Source organism: Ignisphaera sp., assembly GCA_038735125.1.
GTDB lineage: Archaea > Thermoproteota > Thermoprotei_A > Sulfolobales > Ignisphaeraceae > Ignisphaera.
In genome coordinates this window covers 1-18,768 of the sequence record JAVYNU010000011.1, presented here as the reverse complement: position 1 = coordinate 18,768, position 18,768 = coordinate 1, and the positions used below count along the sequence as shown (strand labels likewise).

The following is an 18,768-nucleotide window of genomic DNA, read 5'->3' as shown; positions in this document are numbered from 1 at the left end:
TTCGATGAATCCTTCTCAACTTGGCTTTGTCTATCTCGATATATCTCTCCAGAGAATTCCTAGCTTATCTGCATAGTCGAAAACCTCCTCCAACTCCTTTGCTGAGGGCCTTCTCGAAATGTCTTTGTATTCAAATGCTTTGTACTCTGGCCTATACTGATCCATTATGTTCACCAACACTCTGTCCAGCGGCAGGTTGTCTGCAATCCACTTCAAAACTTTTTTCGAGCAACACTCTATGTGGTTTGGCAGAACCAGATGCCTTATTATCATGTCCCCCCATTCAACTGCAATCTTATGGTTTCTGCCAACAACATCGACGTATCTAGGGACTTTTGATAACCTCAAGGCACATTCGTTGTTACCATATTTGAAGTCTGGAAGCCATATGTCAATCACATGCTTTAGCAGATCCATCGACTCTAGACTCATATAGAAATTACTGTTCCACAACTGTATAACATTCACATCTAGATACCTTAGACTCTCCAAAATTATGTGTAGATTCGGTGTTGGCTCACCACCAACATGGTTGATGTTCCTCGCACCACTATCTCTAAGCTCTTTTTGCATTAATGCTAGCTGCCGTGGTTCAACAACAACCCCGCTAAACGGGTTTTCCTGTGATATATCCCAGTTTTGACAGTATACACACCTGAAGTTGCAGCTCCCATAGAATATCGTTCCACTGGGCACTAGAGGCGCTTCCTCACCTATGTGCAGAAACCAGCTGTGTACATAGGTCCTCGAATCCAGCCTGCAAACCCCCCTATTTCCAGCATATCTATCGACTCCACATCTCCATTCACAAAACCTGCAGTTTCTCAGGATGCTCTTAGCTATGGCTATTTTCAAGTCGAGGAAGCTTCTAGGCACTTCTCCATACCTCTTCTTAAACTCTCTGAATTTTATGCCCTCTTTCCTAACCTCTCTCCATAGCGATAGGAAGTTCTTCTCAAGTTCTCGGTGAACACCCCACAAGCATTCCTCATCACAAGAGTTTATATTGATGTCACTTGGTATTGGAACGACCTTTACAATGTGGAATTTAGCTGGGTAGTCCTCTACCAACACTGAGTAGTACCAGCTTAGAACCTTTCTAAACACCTCGTTATGTAGCGCCTCCACGGCATCGGGTCTTAGCATACTCCAATAATGAGTCCTAAACTCCATAGTGGCATCACCCATCAACTTTTCTTCCTATACCCCGATACTCATCACAGTTCAGTGGGCATGACTCAAGACATCTAGTATATGGTTGGCCTTACGGAAAAATATGCTTTATATAACCCTTGTACAAAAACATTTGCAATGTGATGCAGTTTGAGAAGGGTGTTCGTGACAGGAGTTGGCATGGCGAAGATTGATAGGCACTATGACAAGGGATTCCAAGAGCTTGTTCACATGGCTGTGAAAAACCTTGTTAACGACGTTAAACTGTTTTCTCCGGAGGCCATAGTTGTTGGTAATATGATGAGCAGCTCGCTTTTCCAGCAAGACTCTTTAGCTGCATTGGTTGCAGATGCAATTGGTCTCAGAGGTAGAGGGGGATTCAAGGTAGAGGCTGCATGTGGAAGTGGGGGACATGCTATAGCGGCTGGCTATGCACTTGTTGCCTCAGGGCTATACAACCAGGTGCTTGTTATTGGGGTTGAGAAGATGTCTGACTACCCAACAACAACAACAACAGCCGCACTAGCACAAGCAGCTGATTTCGAGCACGAGGCAATATATGGAACGAGTTTTGTAGCGCTCAACGCCCTTGTAATGAGGCTCTATATGCATAGATACGAAGCGAAGAGAGAGGATCTTGCAATATGGCCTGTTAGAATGCATGAACACGGCTCTCAAAACCCCTATGCACAGCTAAGAAATAAAATAACAGTAGAGGATGTCTTGAAATCGGCTGTTATAGCAGATCCAATAAGATTGATGGACTCTTCACCTATAGGCGATGGAGCAGCTGCTGTATTACTAGCTTCAGAGGATGTTGCTGGAAAAATTAGTGATACCCCTATCCAGATAGTTGGAGTTGGCATGGGAAGCGACGGCCTTGACCTAGCATCTAGGGAGGATCTGCTCAACCCAATGAGCGTTAGGATAGCAGCTGAAAAAGCGTATAAGATGGCTGGTGTTGGACCAAGGGATATAGATGTTGCAGAGATACATGATGCATTTACAATAACAGCTCTTCTATCGATTGAGGGGCTCGGCTTTGCTGAGTTGGGAGAGTCGTGGAAGCTTATAAAAGACGGTAGATTTGCAGCGGGAGACAAACCATCTATCAATTTGAGTGGAGGGCTGAAGGCGAGGGGCCACCCAGTTGGCGCTACAGGGGTTTATCAAGTGGCTGAGATAGCTATGCAGCTTAGAGGAGATTTCCCGGGTGTTAAAGTGGGCAAAGCTGATTATGGACTTGCCATGAATACTGGGGGTGTTGCAACACTAACAACTGTAACTATTTTGAAGAGGTGATCTACATGAGGATGTCTCCTGCGAGGATTTGGAGAGAAAGGGGGGCTAGATACAGATTAGAGGGCTCTAAATGCAGAAAATGTGGTAGGGTGTTCTACCCGCCAAAGCCTGCATGCCCATATTGCGGATCTCTTGAGGTGGAAAAGGTTGAGTTGCCGAAGAGGGGAAAGGTGATAAGCTATACAATAGAGTATACAGTTCCAGAGGGGTATAGACATCTAGCACCACTCATAATAGCGTTGATAGAGCTTGAAAACGGTGTAAAGGTTTTGGCGCCACTAACAGATGTGAAGCCAGATGAGGTATATATAGGCATGCCTGTTGAAGCGACTTTGAGAAGGATTTGGGAAGAGTCAGACGAGGGATTGATAGTATACGGAATCAAATTCACACCTGCAATACCTTAACCACCTACAAAACCAGTATTTTTTGACAGTAATCGCCGTGGTGACAAAAGCTGAGAAGATTTTTTGCAATAGCCTCGGCTGTTTCCCAAATAAACCTGGCTCTAGTCGTCATAGCCACGGTCAATGGCATTTCATTTCTTCTATACTACTTGTACACAGGGAATTTCAACGGGTATGGGGTGTCGATAGAGTATCTAGAGGCTTGCACCATTCTACTTGCTTTTTGGGGCTCTATCACATATTTGCTGAGGAGGTATTTAATAGATAATCCATTGGATGCTATGATCTCTGTTGCCCTTGTTTGGATCACTGTACCAATAACAACATCAATAATCTACATCTCCACACCAGGCATAGACCCGCTAGACGCCTTCTTCGAGTCTATCAGCGGGTTCAGTGGAACGGGGCTAACGATACTTGAGAACTTGGAGTCCATACCCTATGTAGTTCTTGTGTGGAGGGCTATGACTCAGTGGCTTGGAGAGTTAGGCACAGTTGTTGTGGCTGGTACAATACTCCCATTTCTCCATGCATCGCTTATCAGGATATATCCTGTTGAGAGAGGAGCTAAACTAGTTGCAACAATTAGGAGGTCTATAATAGACCTGTTTCTGATGTACTCTGCCTACACCATTTTCGGCACTATACTGCTTATAGCAAGTGGCATGGGCTTCCTAGACTCATTAACACACTCCATGACAGCTATGGCAACAGGTGGCATGTCAACAAAGGACCAGAACATTGGCTACTGGTTCTCTAGAGGAAATTCGATGGTCTTGGTAACAACATCTATAATAATGGTTATAGGAGCACTCAACTTCAGGGACCTATACAAGCTGTCGACAGGAGATTTCAAAGCGTTTGCCAAATCCCCTGAAACAAAAGGCTTCTTCGCAATACTCTCAGCATTGATTCTAGTAACAATGTTGGCGTCCATCTCACTGAATATGGGTAGTCTCATAGTGCCACTAGTATACCATGTGGTATCAGGTTACACAACAACGGGTTTTCAGGCAGGAGATATACAACAATATCCAACAATATTTAAAATTATACTAATAATCTCTATGGCCATTGGCGGAGCAACGTTTTCGACTGCCGGTGGGATAAAGACTAAGAGGGTTTTGATAGCGTTGAAGAGTATTCTGTGGGATGTAGAGAGATCTGTTCTGCCAAAAGGCTTTAGAATCACTAAAAAGCTAGGAGAGGAGGTGCTAGACGATGAGGAGATAACCTCGGCAATAACATATATAATCATATACGCTTTAATGCAAATCATCTTGTCTTTATCATTATACCTAAGCCTAGTAACAGCCAATATAACGAATTACGATTTTGTAGACAGCATGTTTGAAGTAACCTCAGCACTCTCCTGCGTAGGGCTCTCCGTAGGGATAACAACCCCGACAATACCTATAGCATCAAAGGTAATTCTGATCATGGCAATGTACTTCGGCAGACTGGAGTTCCTACCCCTCTACCTGTTGATAGGCTATTACTATAGAAGGAAAGCATTATTGTAAAGCTCTGGGCAAGCCAAAGAAATGTTTGGTGCAACTTACACATAACATTTTCCACAAAACTCAAACCCCAATCCCGTAGGGCTGACTACAAACCTTATTGATAGGCAGTTGCCAGGCTTTTTAATGTGGAAAAACATTCCCAGGGTGTTATGAGGCATTAGGGGATATATTTAGTAAGTTTCGTTGGAGCAGGTATGCGAGGCTATAAAGATTCAAAAAAGTTTTAAAAGAGGTTACAAATTCTCAATATCTAGATGCTATTGTAGCATATACCAAATATTTGATGAGATGACAGCAACATGAAGATTTTCATTGTTGGAGGTTCAAAAGAGGTTGTAGAACTTATTAAATCTATAAGGAGGGAGCTTGACTACGAGAAAGGAGATTTTGTTGTGGTTACAGATAGCCAGAAAGATGCTGAGATGCTTTCTAGAGAATTTGACATACCTGTATTCACAGGAGATCTATTTGATGAGAAGCTCTATCTTGAGGTGGGGCTTGACAAGGCAGATGCTGTCGTGGCCACCCATGACAATGACATGGTAAATGTTTTTGTCTCTATGCTTGCAAAAGAAATGAAAATACCGAAGATAATAGTTGTTGTCAACAATAACATTGTTGGGAGGTTTCTGAAGACATATGGTATTGTAAGCGAGGTTATAGTGAAGTCAAAGGAGCTGAGCAACGATATTCTAGCAAGGATTTTCGATACCTATTTTATTGATTTTGGCGATAAAAGCATTATAATCCACACTGTTTCCACTGCTTCGCGAATAGTTTCGAGAACTGTTAAGGATCTGGAGGAGGAGGGGATAAAAGTCATTGCTATAATTAGAAACGGGTCTCCAATATCGTTAGAAAATAACATCACTATCGAGCCTGGCGACATAGTTGCTATCTTTGGTGAAAAGCAGTTGATAAGCAAGCTCTTCGGTGAGTAGCGAGTGGGTAATGCCAGCAACATTTCTTTAGGGCCTATAACAATTGAGTTAAGCATTCTATATATGGTTCTCTACATAGTTGTTGCAATCGCCATAGTAATAGCCATATATGTTACCATTGGAAGGATTCTTAGAGGGCTTAGAATAAAGGGTGTGATATCTAGAAGAGCAGAGGAGTTGATAAAAATCATAGTTTTAGTGCTATCTGCACTAATTGTGATACCAATAGCCATATCCAGCTTCATTCAGTATACACTCTGGTTCTCTATCTCCATAGCAATCATCATAATCATTGTTGTGATAATCTCTTTGAGGTCGCTCATAGAAAACACCTTCAGCTATTTGATACTTGTGTCCTCTGGGCTTCTAAGAGATGGCGAGTACATCCAAGTCAATGTAGATGATGGTGCATATGAAGGCAAGGTTGTTTTGCTAGAGGGAAACTTTATGGAGATACTCACTCCAGACAATAGAATAGTCTTTATACCGTATAGACAGGTTTTAAACTCTGTTATTGTTAAACAGTCCCTCCAGATACTGAAATTCAGATTGGATGTATATGGACATGGGCTGGATATAGACAGAATTGTCAATACCGTTAGGGAAATACTATCGAGATCAAGGTTTGTGGCAAGCATTAACGATATTAGGCTGCTGGAGGTGAAAGAGGGGGAAGCATCATTTCTAGTAGAAGTCGGTTTGCGAACCCCTGGAGCCACAACATTGTGTGTATCCGATGTCTACAAAGCTCTTTCAAAAAGTATTGCCAATCGGTTTAGAGTTGAAATTCTCTAGTCACCTTCTCTCTTCTTCTTTCTTTTCGCTGTAACTATTTTCTCAACCTGTTTTCTTAATCTCTTTTCAATGATTTCAAGTGCTTCCCTAACACATGTTGGCAGATCCCAGCATATGGATTGTGATGTTACTGCACCAGAATCTGTAACTACCCTTACCCTAACATTGTATCTTCTTCTGCCCTCTTTATCAGTCTTCGTCTCTTCTTTCACAGCTAGTTTAAAGTCTATCACATTTACATATCTTGAGAATTTTGATAGGTAGCTGTTGACAAGCTTCTCTATCTGAAGCTTAGTAAGATCCTCTTTCACAACCTGGGATAGCTTAGCCTCTATAGGCATGGAAATCTTTAGCTGGTCTAGGTAAAGCTTCAGCGCATCCAACCCGCTGAAAACCCCCAGTGGCTTGTCGTCGGCTGAGACTATAGGGGCTCCGGATATTCTATTCTCTAGTAGAATGCTTATCGCTTTAGCTAGGCTGGATCCCGATGGAATTGTGATTGGGGGGCTGGTCATATAGTCTGCTACTGGAGCTGCTAAAAACGATTCCTCGCTCTGTATCCACTCATAGCCTTTTCTTCTACTCAGTCTAATAGTGTAGAGCCTCTCAACTATATCGCTCAATGTTATCACCCCTGCCACCCTCCCAGTCTTATCGACTACAACAAGCCTTGAGATACCGCTTTTCAGCATAAGCCACCTTGCCCTAGCTATACTCTCGCCCTCCTCAATTGTTATAGCTGGTTTGCTCATTGCAGAGTCTACTGTTGCAGATGGCACCAGCCCATTTCTAAGCATATAATCTAATACAATGTTTCTAGAGACAATCCCTACCACAACCTCATTAGCATTTATCACAGGTATTTCCCTAGCCCTCCAATTGACAAACGCCATAATAGCTCTGTCAAAGTCTAGGTTCTCGTCGAGTGAGTATGGCGGCTCCATAACAGTTTGAACCTTAGTGTCCCTGCCAACACCCTTCATAAGAATGCTCCTATAGCTCAAAACACCAATTAACACATTGTCATCATTTACAACAGGAGCTGCAACAATTCTATGCTCCTTCATCTTGGGCAATACTTCACCTATCCTCATAGTAGGTTTCAATATAATCGGAGGCTCAGTCAACAATTCACGTACAGTAGGCAAAACTACCACCACACTACTGTATTATACACTACAGCTATTTTAGCTTTGCCTCCCAGACTGTGACCTGCCAACAATCTGTTAATTCGTTAGCCATTGACACACATTTTAGTTAAACTAGTTTATATTACAATGAAAGCAAATATTATACAGGTTTTAATCAGAACCACATCAAGCTTAAAAATATATAAATCAGATTAGCCTAGATATAAATTGGTTGAGAGCATGAGTCTTAGATGCTCCTCTTGCAAACACGCCATAATCCGCGGCAACACCATCATATGTAGCATCTTCGGAGAGATCAAACCACATAAATGTAACAGATATGCCCCAAGTAGCCCAATCCCCATATTAACACCACTATCACATGAACCAACCCTTAAAGAAGCAATAATCTACGACTAACCCAACATTAATGATTCCAATTCGTGATGATCCGAAGACCAAACCATTTATTTTTCTCAAAAAAGAATATCTAAAAACATAGTGAAACAACTAATTCACTACAACAATTAAAAATACATTAGCTGATGAAACCGCCAGTATCTGATAAATAACTGAAGATGATGACTACACACCCAACTGAGCACATTAAAACCCCATTGAGAGCACCCAGAAAACCCTAATACATAAAAAGAACACAGAAGCTACTGAAAAATATCGAATATACAATCAAACAATAGTTATCTTGAATAGCCGCAGATCTCCATATACCATACAAGCCCCATTGTAATCTAGAAAACATATTTTTTAATAGGGTCATCACCATTAAACCTCTGCAAATTCAAAACCAATTTCACCACACCCATGAACAACCAATCAACTCTTTCTCGGTATTGCAGTCTATTCTTGGTCGTCGGAACAAACACATTCAATTCTTTTCATCGCATCATCGGAACACCTACATAAAGTCAACTCCTTCCCATCGGAACACACATGGCATAGGCCATCGATGAGTCTATGGACTTTCTGATTAGAGTCAAAAAGCTTTTTAAGCAGAAACAGGAAAAGGCTTTTATAGAAAAGATATAAGTGTGAATGCAAGAAACTCCCATAAGGGAGTAGAAAGTTATGCTCAACTCTTCTCACCAGCAACGCTAGCTGTCTGTAGACGTGAAACTCCCATAAGGGAGTAGAAAGTCCTGTATGTGCCGTCAGCCATCATCCTAACTATCTTCTCCCTGAAACTCCCATAAGGGAGTAGAAAGTATATACCCCTCTGCACACATTATATAAACAGAACTCAGGAAACTCCCATAAGGGAGTAGAAAGATTACAGCTGATCCCCATACCTGCACAGTCTTGCCGAACTCCGCAACCTGAAACTCCCATAAGGGAGTAGAAAGTCATTATCTTCGCTAGTTCGCTGGGTATTATCAATGTGAATTCGTCCAGAAACTCCCATAAGGGAGTAGAAAGGCAACTTGTGAAGCCGTGTATAGTGATTGCCTTGTTAAAGACTGCAGAAACTCCCATAAGGGAGTAGAAAGAGCTCAGCAAAGCAAAAAAGAGGTTGAGGAGCTGAAGAAAAAGGTGGAAACTCCCATAAGGGAGTAGAAAGATTCTTGTTTGAGCATTTCGCACAGAGCCTCACTGCTACATCTGAAACTCCCATAAGGGAGTAGAAAGTCTAAGTGACCGCTATATAGTTTTTATATATAAAGAATTGAATCATGAAACTCCCATAAGGGAGTAGAAAGCTGGGTTGGGATGGGTGCCAACGCTTTGTTGAGGATGCAACTCAGGAAACTCCCATAAGGGAGTAGAAAGAATAGAGCTGCCAGAGGGCTTTCTCTACAGCGTTCTCCCCCGAAACTCCCATAAGGGAGTAGAAAGGAGACTGTGAGGCTCTACACTCTATTGTGAGACCGTGAGAATATCTTAAGCCGGAAACTCCCATAAGGGAGTAGAAAGATCTATTCATTTTTCGCGGCTCTATATGGTGTGTTCATGGGAAACTCCCATAAGGGAGTAGAAAGCGAACTTCAGCGACTGGAAAGTATGCATACTGATAGCGAGATACCAGTGAAACTCCCATAAGGGAGTAGAAAGACTATCGATATTAGAAAGCCCGCTAGAACCAGCTTTATGATGCCAAGCGAAACTCCCATAAGGGAGTAGAAAGCTTTACACATATCAACATTAAGCTTACCCAAATCAATACCCTTTGAAACTCCCATAAGGGAGTAGAAAGGTTGTTGAAACAGTTGATATGGGCGGTCATATTATTAGAATAACAACGAAACTCCCATAAGGGAGTAGAAAGATGCTACGATCTGTCTCTGCCAAGCCCAGAGGACTTCGCCGAAACTCCCATAAGGGAGTAGAAAGTTTAACGTAGAATAGCGATAAGATTATATATCTGTGTTTCATGTTTTACATTCATAAATGCTATGTTGTTTTGGTTGTTTGGCAATGGTTAGGAAGATGGTTGATGAGAATGTGGTTAAGGGTGTTGCTAGTATTGAAGGTGTTGATGTAGATTTTGTTAGGAGGGGTGTTGAAAGTGGTAGGATTGTTGTTTTTGGTAATGTTAGAAGGGGGGATGTGAAGCTTGTTGCTATTGGTGATGGGCTTTCGACTAAGATTAATGTGAATATCGGTACTAGTGGGACTGTCGTTAATCTTGATATGGAGGTTGAGAAGGCTAGGGTTGCTGTTGAGTATGGCTCTGATACTATAATGGATCTATCAACTGGTGGTAATCTTGATGAGGTTAGGAAGAGGCTTATTGATGCTTCTAGGCCTCTTCCCTTTGGGACTGTGCCTACTTATCAGGCTTGGATTGAGGGTGTTGCTAGGTATGGGCTGTCTATACCATCTGATTTCTTCATTTCTGTTGTTGAGAAGCAGTTAAGGGATGGCGTAGACTTTATGACTATACATGCTGGGATATCTAAAGAGCTTGCTGAAAAGGCTTTGAAGAGTGATAGGCTTATGCCGATTGTTAGTAGAGGTGGTTCTATGCTGGCTGTGTGGATGCTTGAAAACAATTCTGAGAATCCATACATCAAGCACTGGGAGTATCTGCTAGAGCTTTTCAGAGAGTACAACGCTGTTATAAGCCTTGGAGATGCTCTTAGACCTGGAACAATATTCGATGCTCATGATGAGCTTCAGATAGCTGAGCTGGTAAACAATGCCAGGCTTGCCAGAGATGCTATAAGCAAGGGGGTTCAAGTAATGATTGAGGGCCCCGGCCATATGACGCTAGACAAGGTTGTTGCGGATATCAAGCTTATGAAGAGCTTGAGTGGGGGTGTCCCATACTATGTTCTAGGACCACTTGTAACAGATGCTGCTGTTGGCTATGACCATATAGCAAGTGCTATAGGTGCTGCAATAGCTTCTGCAGCTGGGGCAGACCTCATATGCTATCTCACACCATCGGAGCACCTGGGTTTGCCAAATCCTGAGCAAGTTAAGGAGGGGCTTATAGCGGCTAAGATAGCCGCCCATGCCGGGGATCTGGTAAAGCTTGGTTCTAGAGCTGGTAGGGTAGATGCTGAGATTAGCATAGCCAGGGCTGTACTCGATTGGGAGAAGCAGATAAGGCTATCTCCAGACCCGAAAAAGACTCTCGCCATTAGAACACAGTTTGAGGGGAACTTGAAGAGCTGTACCATGTGTGGACAGTACTGCGTCTTTCTGCTTCTAGACAAATGGCTTAAGAATAGGGGTGGGGTAACTGTAGAGAGTCTTTTGAAGAGGCTTGAGAAGGGAGGTGCATATGAGTTTGTGTGAATCTTGGCTTTGGAGCACATGGGTTAAAACACCTTGTCTAAGAGGAGACCTCCTCATAGTATCAGCATGCCTGAGAAACATAAATAGCCGTATTGTAGAGGAAATGGCGAAGGGGAAGACGGTTCTGTATGCATGTCCCGAGAGGGAGCACCCGGCACTATATGGGAAGATAGCAAGTATAGTTAGATCGTCTAAGCCGAAGTCAATAACCGTTGTAACAGTTGATGGAAGCCCCCACTGCTTTCAGCTTCACGCAGCTGTTAACGAGGCTGAGTATATACTTGGCGAGAAGATCTATAGAAAACATTATGTTGTAGTTAATGGTGAGAAACTAATTGAGATATCACCAGATGCTGTAAGGGTTGCAAGATATCTTCACTTAGTAGATAAGCTCCTAAAAAGGAGTCCAGAGATTTTAGAAGAGCTCAAGCAACACAGCTTAGAGTACAAGAAATCGCTTGAACTTGAGCAACATTAGTAAGTTTTCTTATGTTAAGCTTACAAATTTCGGAGCTTGCCCGCTACGATGAAGAGAATTGGGAATAACACGATGACAGCTTATTACAATTTACAATAAACACCAGAAAACTGGGGTCACAACAAACATTTTACTAAAGACAATGAGAAAAACAAATTTGGTGCCAAGACCGATAGCAAGATAATTACCCTAGAGACAACTCTGCATCAACTGAATATTGCCTTTTACCTTTGCACTCACTGAGAAGTCTGTGGGGCCTAGGCAAGAAACATACACAAACTTGTAGAATGCTGGGAACTGGCTATGACAAATGAGAATTCGTAAAGATATGTAGTAAAAATGAGTTAGGACTTGCAAAAATTGATGATATTTTGCCTCATGATGCTTCACAGATGTGGAGACAGATGAAAAGTGACTATGGCAGGTCTTGAACTTGGTGATATCTGTAATATCCCCGGTCAATAGGTGAAATATCTATACCCAATTTTAATTTTAACAGTAGCTAAAACTTATTAAAGCGAATAGTGATAATAACCCAAAGCTTTTCTTCAATTCCCAATTGACAATTAATTATTTGCGATTCAAAGGCTTATAGGAAAAACAGATTGCTGGCTAAACCTATTTAAGAGGAGCTGAAATGTGGGCATAAGTAGTTACATTTTCATGATTTTATAGTATCTAAATTTAATTTATAATAAAGATGTGGATAAAAATGAGTTGATTTATGTTGTTGGCATAAACTGCTTTAGGTATTTGATTGTGATCTCTAAGTTCTTTAGAACTTCATCGTCTGGTGCTTCGAATGGTGGTATATATTCCAGAAGGAGGTAGACTTCTTTAGCTCCTGATTGATCTATTGCTTCAACTATTTTATCTGGTTTTATAATACCGATTTTGTTATATTCTTCTGTGAATGGCCAGTGCCTATCAGCTTTTCCATCGGTTTGCTGTATGTGTATGCCTGGGGATTGCGGAGCAAATCTTTTTAGCCATTCATATGGGCTTGCCTCTGCACCTTGCAAAGTGCATTGGTGGCCAACATCAATATTGAGCTTAACTGCCGCCCCCGAACCCTCGTTGGCCTTCCTCAAAACCTCTTCTGTTTCTGCCATTGTCCACGGAGTCTCTCTTGGGACTGGCATTGGCTCCCAGAGAATCATTTCCAAACCCTTTGCCTGCGCATATCTTCTCAGAACCCTTACAGCATCGTATAGAACTGAGTCTATGTATGCCCTTCTGCCCGGATCGTTGTAGTCCTTAACACTTTTTGCTGCTATGTGTCCTCCTGTAGCCTTTACACCTAACTTTGCTGTGAAGTCGGCTGCCTTTATATACCAGTCGAGGGCATCCATTCTCATAATAGGATCTGGATGTGATAGAAGGTTGAATGAGTATGCTGCGAGCCCTGTAAACGTTGAGTGTATAACTATACCATACCTCTTGACAGCATCTAGTATGAGCCCCGCCATATGATCTACTGCATCTTGTGTAGAGCGCGGGTCTAGGAGGTCGAATGAGAACTGCACATACTTTATATCAAGCTTCGCCACGATCTCGCTCCAATCCTCCGGCATTGGCCATCTTTTCACAGCCCAGCTGAGATTTGTGCCAAGTACGATTTTCGCCATTTCTACCACACCCAAAACTATTGTTGTGGGAGAGTTATAAACTTATACAACATTACAGCACTTATTACATTTAATCCCTTTAGAAATTAATTCGCCGCTTTATTCAGATGGGTAACTCCATCTCATCAATCAACTGAAACCGGTTTTCATCATCAAAATTTTTATGGATCAAAACACCTTTTATACATTAATTAAGCCCTCATTACATAAAAATTCGTTAGGGGTTGCAAAAATGTTTGACGAGGAGCCCACGATACTTCGTGACGAGTTTGTGTGCAAAGGTAGGAGGGTGGCTCTCTATAGAAGAGTTGTTAGATGGAGGAACAACATTATTGAGAAAGATCTTGTGAAATTTGGCAAGGCCGTAGTCATAGTGCCTGTTCTTGATGATGGTAGAATTGTTTTCGTCAAGCAGTGGAGAGCCTCTGTCAGCTCCTGGGTTTTGGAGGTTCCTGCTGGGAGGGTTGAAAATAATGAAGATTTGAAAGATGCTGCTTTGAGGGAGCTCAGAGAAGAGACAGGATTTGTAGCCGAGGAGCTCACACCCCTTGCAAGAGCTTTTGTATCTCCAGGCTACAGTGACGAGGTTCAAACAATTTTCGTTGCTAAGAAGCTTAGATTTGTTGGTGCTCAGCCAGAGGCTGGGGAGATAATAAATGTTGTTTATATGACTCCCCAAGAATATTTGAATAGCTTGAATGACAATAGCATAGCCGATTTGAAGTCTCTAGCGGCAATCCTCCTATACCTAAACTGCTCTAAAAGTGGTAAATGCTAGATACACAGAAAATGTTTTAAGTGTAATAACAGTATCTTATGATGCCGGGCTTTGGATATGAGCATTATACCCATAATATTCATGGTGTTGCTCGCTACAGCATTTGCACTAATTCTCCTAGGCTTTCTACTCATTTTCATAGAATCTTTAAGGGGGTATAGAGGAGAAGAAAAGAAGGTTGAAGGTGGGGCTGTCGTCATTATCGGGCCAATACCCTTTGTTTTTGGGACAAACAAAGAGGTTTCTAAAATCCTTGTGATATTAGCCATTGTACTAACGATAGTTGTTGCCATTACTTTTATAGTCTTAAACCAGCTTCTTGCACCTAGCTAGCGAAGTGGGCTGCCATGGATTTGTATAGAGCTGGAATAATCTTAATTGTAGCAGGGTTTATCTTACTATTCATCGCAGCTCTCCTTCCATTAATCATCTACCTTTTGAATCCCGCTACAGGTATGGGCAGTATCGAGGTTAGTGGAGGTGGCTGCATTCTACTATTTTTTATACCAATATGTTTTGGTGTAGGATCGCAGGCTATTCTGCTAATTATAGTAGCGCTGATTATCGCACTTATATTGATGATCTTTGGATACATTACATATAGAAATGTTAGAAACCTCCAAAGGAGTTTTGAAAAACATGAGGTAGTGTAAATAAATTGCTGGTTGCAGCAATCCTCGCGGGTGGGAGATCATCGCGGTTTGGGTTTGGTATTAATAAATGTCTTTATCCGGTTCTTGGCAGACCCATGATCCTTTACATATATAGCAAGATTTTGAAGACAAGATTTTTTGTGGACGTATATGCTATTGTCTCAATGAATGATGCTGAAGAAGTTTATAGCCTGGGATTGAATGTTATAATCGACAATTATTTGGTGGGGCCTCTACCAGCTGTGTACCAGGCTCTGAATATGTTTAGCAATGTCTTTATCGTTGCATGTGACATGCCTTTGGTTGATGTGAGTAGCATTGAAAGAATGGTCTCTATGTGTCCAGATGATGCAGATGCGTGTATACCAAAATGGGGGTCAACAGGATATAAAGAACCTCTTTTCGCTATTTATAGAAACAGCCTTTTGGCTCTATTGGAACGGTGTTTCCATAGAGAGGAGCTGAGCATAACCAAATGCTTAGATAATTCTGGTCGATTGGCAAACATCCTATATTTAGATGTCAACAAAATTTTTATGGATCCCTATAAAGAGCTATTCAATTTGAATACCCCTAAAGATCTAAAACAATTTTATATACTGTTAGGCGATGCCCATGTCTAGCTCTATTGATGTTGCCAAGTATAGAGCGACTGAAGAGGCCTTGAAGAGGATATTAAATTTGAGGCCTAGGATACTGGGTGTTGGGACCGGATCTACTGTAGATATATTCCTAGATCTTTTGGTGAAGAGACGGGAACTTGGGGATGCAAAGTTTGTGTGTGCCTCTCTCTATACAGCGCAGAGGCTTGTGGAAAACGGCTTTACTGTTTTACAGCTGAGTACTGTTGATAAGGTTGATGTGTATGTTGATGGAGCTGATGAGGTTGACAGAGAACTGAATATGATTAAAGGTGGTGGAGGGGCGTCAACACTAGAGAAGATAATTGCATATGCATCCAACTACAGAATCTATATGGTTGATTATACAAAGCTTGTGAATAGACTTGGAGAAAAACATGCAATACCAGTAGAGGTTCTGCCTGAGGCCCTCAGCATTGTATATAAGAGACTTAGGGAGATGGGTTTTGAAGCAACGATAAGATTTGTGAAAAGTGGGAAGTACGGCTATGTCGTTTCAGATACAAGGGGTGTTATAGTCGATGTTAGACCTTCTCAAGAATTTAGTGCTAGAGAGCTCGCATATACCCTAAAGAGCATCCCAGGAGTTGTTGAAACAGGTCTATTTGTGGATATGGCCGACGAGGTTATTGTTGGATATCCCGATAGGGTGGAGGTCCTTAGGAAAAACAAGGTATAGCTTATGTTCCTGTACAAACAGCCTCTACAGGCTTTGTCTTCAGCTGCTCTCTCAACGATATTATCATTGATAGTGTCCCTACGAAGTATCCTACCTCCTCCTTAGTGTTGTATATGTAGAAACTTGCCCTCACACTACCAAATCTCTTGAGCCTTTCATCAACATTGCTAGGTATTGATGTTGGTGGGGGATCCTCATAACTTATTCTAAGAGCGTAGTGAAGTGGGTGGGCACAGTGCATACCCGATCTAACAGCAATGCCAAAGTAGTCTAGTGCTTGTGCAACTATGTGGAAATGGAGATTCTTGACATTGAATGCTACCACACCTGTTTTATGTTCTGGGTTTCTAGGTCCATAATACCTTATCTCATCTCCGAAACTCTCTACAAGTAACTTTAGTGTATGTTCAACCAATTCGATCTCATGTCTTCTGACATTCTCCATACCAATTTTCATTAGATATTCGGCCGCTGTTGCAAGCCCTATTGCCGCCTCTATATTTGGTGTACCTGCTTCAAATCTCCATGGCGGGTCGAGCCACACAACATCATCTAGTGTTACATCCCTTATGGTGTCTCCGCCAACCTTGAACGGTTTTAGCTCTTGAAGCAAATCTCTCCTACCCCACAGAACACCGCTGCCCGTGGGACCAAGCATCTTATGACCACTAAACGCCAGGAAGTCTACCCCAAGCTCTCTAACATTTGTTGGGATGTGCGGCACACTTTGGGCGCCATCAGCAACCACGAGCGCCCCAACTTCTTTAGCCCTCTTAACTATTCTGCTAACATCGTTTATCGTCCCAAGAACGTTGCTTGCAATTGGAAATGCCACAACCTTTGTCTTCTCAGTGATTATCTCATCTAGGTGGTTGTAGTCTAGGTAGCCATCAGGTGTAACATTCACGTATTTTACCTTGGCGTTTCTCATCTTGGCTATGTGTCTCCATGGTAGCATGGAGCTGTGGTGATCCATAACTGTCAGAACTATTTCGTCTCCTTCATTGATGTTGTGAAGCCCCCATGAATATGCGACTAGGTTTAGACCTTCTGTAGTGTTGTTTACAAATATTATCTCATCCCATGAATAAGCGTTTATAAACTTGGCTAGCGTTTCGTGTGCCTGTTCATACATTTGGCTAGCTTCTTGGCTGAGAGTGTGAAAGCCTCTGTGAACATTTGCATAGTGATTCTTGTAGAAATTCGCTATGGCGTCTATAACTTGGATAGGCTTTAATGTAGAGGCTGCGTTATCGAAGTAGACAAGCTTTCTTTCATGGATCAATCTATTCAGTATTGGGAAATCCTTTCTAATTTCATCAACGTTTAGCATAAGTAGACACCATAGCGTCAGAATATTCTTCTCCAAAGAAATATAAGTTTACATCTAAAAACAGTGTTCTCTACAAAGACAGCTCAATAGTTTTGACTGGTCTAATCCTGTAATTATTTATAAACCTATTGGGTCGCTAACCTGTTGGTGAATAGCTATGTATGGCAAAGAAGATGAGAGAAAGTATGCAGGGTATTTGGAGGGGCTAGTCTCAATAATTGTGAACACCCTACTTTTCATAGTAAAGTTTTACTACGGTGTTCTATTCAATTCAATAGCTGTTATAGCAGACTCTATCCACACACTATCGGACTCATTAACATCAGTTGTTGTTATACTTGGATTTTGGATAGGGTATAAACCAGCTGACAAAGAGCATCCATTTGGACATGGTAGAGCAGAACTCGTTGCATCAACAGTTATCGGATCTATGCTTATAATGGTTGGCATAGACTTTATACAAAGAAGCTTTAACAAACTTCTATCAAGAGAAGGCCTTATTTTTAGCTGGATACTCGTTATAGTTCTAGCATCATCGGCTATAGCTAAAGAGCTTTTAGCGATTTGGGCTATAAGGCTAGGTAAAAAATATAATGCATCTTCCATTATTGCTGATGCCTGGCACCACAGAAGCGATGCCATAGCATCTGCACTTCTAGCCGTGGCAATACTGTTTGGCGAGATGTTGTGGTGGCTTGATGGTGTTCTCGGAATTGTTGTCTCGATAATGATAATAGTTGTTGCAGTGAAACTTGTTACCGAATCGGCTAGCGAATTGCTTGGGAAGGCTCCAACAAATGAAGAAATTAAAGAGCTTGATAAAATAGTTAGTGAGGTAAGCCCCATGGTTAAGGACTTGCATCATATACATGTACACAGATATGGCATGCACACTGAGGTAACTCTTCATATAAGGCTAGATCCAAATACAAGCCTAGACAAGGCTCATGAGATAGCGTCAGAAATAGAAAAGAAGATTAGGGAAAGGCTTGGCTGGGAAGCAACGGTTCATGTAGAGCCTAATATAAAGGAAAAGAAATAGCTTTGATCAGTACGTGCAATTATCATCATAGTATCAGTGCTTAGGCCCCTCATCATAGATGCTACCTTTTTATGTGGTTATGTAGCTACTTCTCTTTGCCACTGATTTCGTTGGAGCTTTTCTCGAGCTGAAAAATATTTGTGGCAATTTCTTGACTCTACCTCACCCAAACTCTATATAAATTTTGATTTTTGCGTGTTCTCGAATAAGGTAGTTTGTATATTGGTAGGCCCCAAGGTAGTAGAATTTGTTGTTCTAATTGCTCTAACACTCTCTATGATCAACAACATCATCATTACAACGACTATCTTCAACATCTCGAACACATCTCACGCTAAAAATATTGATTAAGCCGTTGGGAGTTTTATATCACTTCTCGTGAATTTTAATTACCTCTAATTACTTTCTTCTATTACTATCACCTTGACCTTCTTTCTGTGTAGTTTTGATAGCTTTTCTTGGTATTCTTTTGGTGGGTATATGAGGTATTTGCCAGCTGTTCTAAC

The 18,768-nt window shown here is 41.7% G+C and carries 18 protein-coding genes and 1 CRISPR repeat array; of the genes, 14 read left to right on the top strand and 4 right to left on the bottom strand.

Going from position 1 to position 18,768, the window contains the following annotated elements; translation table 11 throughout:
• Positions 1-30: 30 nt before the first annotated feature.
• Positions 31-1,173, bottom strand: coding sequence for a radical SAM protein (locus tag QW284_09365; protein ID MEM0339873.1), 1,143 nt, complete (start codon positions 1,171-1,173; stop codon positions 31-33).
• Positions 1,174-1,332: 159 nt separating this feature from the next.
• Between QW284_09365 and QW284_09360 the strand changes: the two genes are divergently transcribed.
• From QW284_09360 to QW284_09340, 5 genes are all read left to right on the top strand, one after another.
• Complete coding sequence (locus tag QW284_09360) at positions 1,333-2,475, top strand: thiolase domain-containing protein (protein ID MEM0339872.1); 1,143 nt, start codon at positions 1,333-1,335, stop codon at positions 2,473-2,475.
• Positions 2,476-2,480: 5 nt separating this feature from the next.
• Positions 2,481-2,882 carry a Zn-ribbon domain-containing OB-fold protein gene (locus QW284_09355; protein ID MEM0339871.1) on the top strand — a complete coding sequence of 134 codons (402 nt, stop codon included), beginning with the start codon at positions 2,481-2,483 and terminating at the stop codon, positions 2,880-2,882.
• A gap of 179 nt (positions 2,883-3,061) precedes the next feature.
• The gene (locus QW284_09350) at positions 3,062-4,405 is read left to right on the top strand and encodes a TrkH family potassium uptake protein (GenBank protein ID MEM0339870.1); all 1,344 of its coding nucleotides are present in this window, start codon (positions 3,062-3,064) and stop codon (positions 4,403-4,405) included.
• Between the two features lie 299 nt (positions 4,406-4,704).
• Positions 4,705-5,346 (top strand): NAD-binding protein, encoded by a 642-nt coding sequence (locus QW284_09345; protein ID MEM0339869.1) that lies wholly within the window; start codon positions 4,705-4,707, stop codon positions 5,344-5,346.
• Positions 5,347-5,349: 3 nt separating this feature from the next.
• The gene (locus QW284_09340; protein MEM0339868.1) at positions 5,350-6,141 is read left to right on the top strand and encodes a hypothetical protein; all 792 of its coding nucleotides are present in this window, start codon (positions 5,350-5,352) and stop codon (positions 6,139-6,141) included.
• Here QW284_09340 and QW284_09335 read toward each other — a convergent pair.
• Positions 6,138-7,289, bottom strand: a complete 1,152-nt coding sequence (locus QW284_09335) for a CBS domain-containing protein (GenBank protein ID MEM0339867.1) — start codon at positions 7,287-7,289, stop codon at positions 6,138-6,140. The genes QW284_09340 and QW284_09335 overlap by 4 nt on opposite strands.
• A gap of 222 nt (positions 7,290-7,511) precedes the next feature.
• On the opposite strand from QW284_09335, the gene QW284_09330 reads away from it, so the two are divergent.
• The 3 genes from QW284_09330 (at position 7,512) to QW284_09320 (ending at position 11,508) form a co-directional block, all read left to right on the top strand.
• Positions 7,512-7,691 (top strand): hypothetical protein, encoded by a 180-nt coding sequence (locus QW284_09330; protein ID MEM0339866.1) that lies wholly within the window; start codon positions 7,512-7,514, stop codon positions 7,689-7,691.
• Positions 7,692-8,330: 639 nt separating this feature from the next.
• Positions 8,331-9,617: direct repeats of the CRISPR family, unit length 25 nt; unit sequence GAAACTCCCATAAGGGAGTAGAAAG.
• An 84-nt stretch (positions 9,618-9,701) separates the two neighbouring features.
• Positions 9,702-11,030, top strand: a complete 1,329-nt coding sequence (gene thiC, locus QW284_09325) for a phosphomethylpyrimidine synthase ThiC (GenBank protein ID MEM0339865.1) — start codon at positions 9,702-9,704, stop codon at positions 11,028-11,030.
• The gene (locus QW284_09320) at positions 11,017-11,508 is read left to right on the top strand and encodes a 4Fe-4S ferredoxin (protein MEM0339864.1); all 492 of its coding nucleotides are present in this window, start codon (positions 11,017-11,019) and stop codon (positions 11,506-11,508) included. The genes thiC and QW284_09320 overlap by 14 nt, the downstream gene beginning before the upstream one ends.
• 722 nt (positions 11,509-12,230) lie before the next feature.
• Here the strand turns inward: QW284_09320 and QW284_09315 are convergent.
• Positions 12,231-13,136 (bottom strand): TIM barrel protein, encoded by a 906-nt coding sequence (locus QW284_09315; GenBank protein MEM0339863.1) that lies wholly within the window; start codon positions 13,134-13,136, stop codon positions 12,231-12,233.
• Between the two features lie 232 nt (positions 13,137-13,368).
• Here QW284_09315 and QW284_09310 point away from each other — a divergent pair, with 232 nt between their 5' ends.
• From QW284_09310 to rpiA, 5 genes are read left to right on the top strand one after another with little or no spacing between them, the layout of a single operon-like run.
• Positions 13,369-13,914 carry an NUDIX hydrolase gene (locus QW284_09310; protein ID MEM0339862.1) on the top strand — a complete coding sequence of 182 codons (546 nt, stop codon included), beginning with the start codon at positions 13,369-13,371 and terminating at the stop codon, positions 13,912-13,914.
• 57 nt (positions 13,915-13,971) lie between these two features.
• Positions 13,972-14,247, top strand: coding sequence for a DUF131 domain-containing protein (locus QW284_09305; GenBank protein ID MEM0339861.1), 276 nt, complete (start codon positions 13,972-13,974; stop codon positions 14,245-14,247).
• Positions 14,248-14,261: 14 nt separating this feature from the next.
• Positions 14,262-14,567, top strand: a complete 306-nt coding sequence (locus QW284_09300) for a hypothetical protein (protein ID MEM0339860.1) — start codon at positions 14,262-14,264, stop codon at positions 14,565-14,567.
• A gap of 5 nt (positions 14,568-14,572) precedes the next feature.
• On the top strand, positions 14,573-15,190 hold the full coding sequence (locus QW284_09295) for a molybdenum cofactor guanylyltransferase (protein MEM0339859.1): 618 nt from the start codon (positions 14,573-14,575) through the stop codon (positions 15,188-15,190).
• Positions 15,183-15,887 carry a ribose-5-phosphate isomerase RpiA gene (rpiA, locus tag QW284_09290; protein ID MEM0339858.1) on the top strand — a complete coding sequence of 235 codons (705 nt, stop codon included), beginning with the start codon at positions 15,183-15,185 and terminating at the stop codon, positions 15,885-15,887. The genes QW284_09295 and rpiA overlap by 8 nt, the downstream gene beginning before the upstream one ends.
• A gap of 1 nt (position 15,888) precedes the next feature.
• On the opposite strand, the gene QW284_09285 is transcribed toward rpiA, so the two are convergent.
• A complete protein-coding gene (locus QW284_09285) occupies positions 15,889-17,220 on the bottom strand; it encodes a SufS family cysteine desulfurase (GenBank protein MEM0339857.1) in 1,332 nt (443 codons plus the stop codon).
• 157 nt (positions 17,221-17,377) lie between these two features.
• Here QW284_09285 and QW284_09280 point away from each other — a divergent pair, with 157 nt between their 5' ends.
• On the top strand, positions 17,378-18,262 hold the full coding sequence (locus QW284_09280; GenBank protein MEM0339856.1) for a cation diffusion facilitator family transporter: 885 nt from the start codon (positions 17,378-17,380) through the stop codon (positions 18,260-18,262).
• The last annotated feature ends 506 nt before the right edge of the window (positions 18,263-18,768 follow it).

What these genes read in the sequence shown, in the direction of transcription:
- QW284_09365 (MEM0339873.1), bottom strand. Translation starts at nt 1,173, where the DNA reads ATGGAGTTTAGGACTCATTATTGGAGTATGCTAAGACCCGATGCCGTG.
- QW284_09355 (MEM0339871.1), top strand. Translation starts at nt 2,481, where the DNA reads ATGAGGATGTCTCCTGCGAGGATTTGGAGAGAAAGGGGGGCTAGATAC.
- QW284_09345 (MEM0339869.1), top strand. Translation starts at nt 4,705, where the DNA reads ATGAAGATTTTCATTGTTGGAGGTTCAAAAGAGGTTGTAGAACTTATT.
- QW284_09330 (MEM0339866.1), top strand. Translation starts at nt 7,512, where the DNA reads ATGAGTCTTAGATGCTCCTCTTGCAAACACGCCATAATCCGCGGCAAC.
- thiC (MEM0339865.1), top strand. Translation starts at nt 9,702, where the DNA reads ATGGTTAGGAAGATGGTTGATGAGAATGTGGTTAAGGGTGTTGCTAGT.
- QW284_09320 (MEM0339864.1), top strand. Translation starts at nt 11,017, where the DNA reads ATGAGTTTGTGTGAATCTTGGCTTTGGAGCACATGGGTTAAAACACCT.
- QW284_09315 (MEM0339863.1), bottom strand. Translation starts at nt 13,136, where the DNA reads ATGGCGAAAATCGTACTTGGCACAAATCTCAGCTGGGCTGTGAAAAGA.
- QW284_09310 (MEM0339862.1), top strand. Translation starts at nt 13,369, where the DNA reads ATGTTTGACGAGGAGCCCACGATACTTCGTGACGAGTTTGTGTGCAAA.
- QW284_09305 (MEM0339861.1), top strand. Translation starts at nt 13,972, where the DNA reads ATGAGCATTATACCCATAATATTCATGGTGTTGCTCGCTACAGCATTT.
- QW284_09300 (MEM0339860.1), top strand. Translation starts at nt 14,262, where the DNA reads ATGGATTTGTATAGAGCTGGAATAATCTTAATTGTAGCAGGGTTTATC.
- rpiA (MEM0339858.1), top strand. Translation starts at nt 15,183, where the DNA reads ATGTCTAGCTCTATTGATGTTGCCAAGTATAGAGCGACTGAAGAGGCC.
- QW284_09285 (MEM0339857.1), bottom strand. Translation starts at nt 17,220, where the DNA reads ATGCTAAACGTTGATGAAATTAGAAAGGATTTCCCAATACTGAATAGA.
- QW284_09280 (MEM0339856.1), top strand. Translation starts at nt 17,378, where the DNA reads ATGTATGGCAAAGAAGATGAGAGAAAGTATGCAGGGTATTTGGAGGGG.